Origin of the sequence: Novosphingobium sp. BW1, assembly GCF_008107685.1 — a bacterium.
Classification (GTDB): domain Bacteria; phylum Pseudomonadota; class Alphaproteobacteria; order Sphingomonadales; family Sphingomonadaceae; genus Novosphingobium.
Genome location: NZ_VIRF01000105.1, coordinates 1 through 2520, shown reverse-complemented (window position 1 = coordinate 2520; position 2520 = coordinate 1). Strand labels below are relative to the sequence as shown.

At 65.8% G+C, this 2520-nt stretch carries 2 protein-coding genes; both read right to left on the bottom strand.

The genetic code is table 11. The features are described 5' to 3' along the window. Positions 1–296 precede the first annotated feature (296 nt). The gene (locus tag FMM79_RS20095; protein ID WP_148629302.1) at positions 297–1490 is read right to left on the bottom strand and encodes an IS91 family transposase; all 1194 of its coding nucleotides are present in this window, start codon (positions 1488–1490) and stop codon (positions 297–299) included. Between the two features lie 4 nt (positions 1491–1494). Beyond that, on the bottom strand, positions 1495–2400 hold the full coding sequence (locus FMM79_RS20090; RefSeq protein ID WP_148629301.1) for a site-specific integrase: 906 nt from the start codon (positions 2398–2400) through the stop codon (positions 1495–1497). Positions 2401–2520 lie beyond the last annotated feature (120 nt).

Genomic DNA, 2520 nt, shown 5'->3' with positions numbered 1-2520 from the left:
TGTGAAGGGTTTCGGGCGCTTGCGTACGAAAGCCTCCAGTGCAGGAACCCGCGGGCCCCATGCGCTGGTCTATGTGTAAAGCGTCTTTGGGATGGTTCTGGAGGGCAAGCGCTGCCGATCTGGAAGTGCCACTGCTGGCGCGATCGGCGTGATTTCGTGCGGCGTCAGGCCGCAAGTAGCGGTGGTTTTGCGAGTCAGTGTGCCCTGCGCCTGCACTAACTCCGGGATGGGCATGCGCTGGGTCGTCGGCCAGGACGCCATGAGCGTGACCGTCATGCAGGGTGGGCCATGCCGGATCATGGCGTGTTCGCCCGGATGGAGCCTGCTGATTGCGGCGGCGCTCGGGGCTGGCACCAGCGGGCGAAGGCCTCGATGATAGTCATGTGCCCGCCGCAACATGGGCATGGCGAGCGATGATCGGTCGGCTCGTCGGGTTCGGGCTCACCGACCGGTGCAGCAACGCCCAGTAGACTGCGGGCGAGCGCCAGAGCGTCCTTGTGCGTCGAGCTGGCGAGCAGGCCATAATGCCGGATGCGGTGGAAGCCGCGCGGCAGGACGTGGATCAGGAAGCGGCGGATGAACTCGTCCGTCGCCAGCGTCATGACCTGCTGGCGTTCGGCCTCGCCGCGACGGTAGTCCTTGTAGCGGAACGTCACGCCGGTCTCGTCAAAGGCGAGGAGCCGCCGGTTCGAGATGGCGACGCGGTGGGTATAACGCGATAGGTAGGCCAGCACCGCCTGCGGCCCTGCAAAGGGCGGCTTGGCATAGACCACCCAGCGTTTCTTCCGGATCGGCGACAGATGCCGCAGGAAGGCCTTGCGTGTCGCCAGGCCCGCCATCGCGCCGAAGAAGCTGAGCTTGCCAGCATCGAACAGCGCCATCAGCCGGGCGAGGAATAGCCGCCGGAACAATGCGCCCAGCACGCGCACCGGCAGCAGGAAGGCCGGGCGCGACGAGATCCAGCGCGTTCCGTCCAGCGCGATACCGCCGCCGGGCACGATCATGTGCACATGCGGGTGGTGGGTCAGCGCCGATCCCCACGTGTGCAGCACGGCAGTGATGCCGATCCGCGCACCGAGGTGCCTGGGATCGGCCGCGATGGTCAGCATCGTATCCGCAGCCGCGCGGAACAGCAGGTCATAGACCACCGCCTTGTTCTGCCAGGCGATGTCGGCGATCTCGGCGGGCACGGTGAACACCACGTGGAAGTAGCCAACCGGCAGCAGATCGGCCTCTCGCGCCTCGAGCCAGGTGCGCGCTGCTGCGCCCTGGCACTTGGGACAGTGACGGTTGCGGCACGAGTTGTAGGCGATCCGCCAGTGCCCGCAGTCGTCGCAGGCCTCGACGTGCCCGCCAAGCGCGGCAGTGCGGCAGTTCTCGATGGCCGTCATGACCTTGAGCTGGCCGAGGCTGAGATGCCCGGCGTGGGCCGCGCGATACGCGGGCCCGGCGCTGCGGAAGATGTCGGCGACCTCGTGGTCGGCGCGCACCGGTTCAACCGGGAGGGCCCCTGCCTTCCATCACGGCAACGATCCGGTCGAGCGGGCTGGTCACCGCCCGCATGGTCTTGCTCGACACCCGAGTGTAGATGCCGGTCGTGTTGATGTTCACGTGTCCCAGCAGGACCTGGATGACGCGGATATCGACACCCTGCTCGAGCAGGTGAGTGGCGAACGAATGCCGCAATGTGTGCGGGCTCACCCGCTTGCGGATCTCGGCACGCGCAGCGGCTTCCTGCACGACGCGGTGCAACTGGCGCGCTGAGACCGGATCCGTGCCGTTGCGACCGGGGAACAGCCAGCCATGGGGCAACATCACTCCCCGCCGCTTGCCTTCGCGCCACCATTGACGAAGCAAGTCCAGCAGGTGCGGTGAGAGCATGGCGTTGCGATCCTTGCGTCCCTTGCCCTGCTCGACGCGGATCATCATCCGGGTGCTGTCGATGTCATCGACCTTGAGATGGGCAACCTCCGAGACGCGCAGGCCCGCGCCATAGGCCACGCTCAGCGCTGCCTTGTACTTGATACCTGGCGCGGCCTCGAGCAGTCGCGCGGTCTCCTCGACGCTCAAGACCACCCTCAATTTGGGCGCGTAATGAATGACGACGAGCCCCAGCGCCATCTCCGGCCGCTTCAGGGTGATGCCGAACAGGAAACGCAGTGCCGACACGGCCCCATTGATGGTTGCCGGACCCACGGCGCGCTCATGCTGATCAAGCTGAAAGCGCCGGAGATCTTCGGCAGTGGCGGTATCGGGGGGCTGGCCGAGAAAAGCAGCAAAGCGCCGGACGTGGCGGATGTAATCCTTCTGGGTATGTTCCCCAAGGCCACGCATCTTCATGTCCTGCAACATGCGCTGGCGAAGCGGAGTGTTCGGGGTCGGGGAAGTGATGGTATCCATGGTGAGTTCCTTTGCGTTGAAGGAACTCCACGGTCGCAAGGCGACATCGCCGCTCGCAAAGCCTGAACAATACTACGCTACCTCGCCCCAAGCGACCCTCCCGCGAAGCGGGTTCGTGCT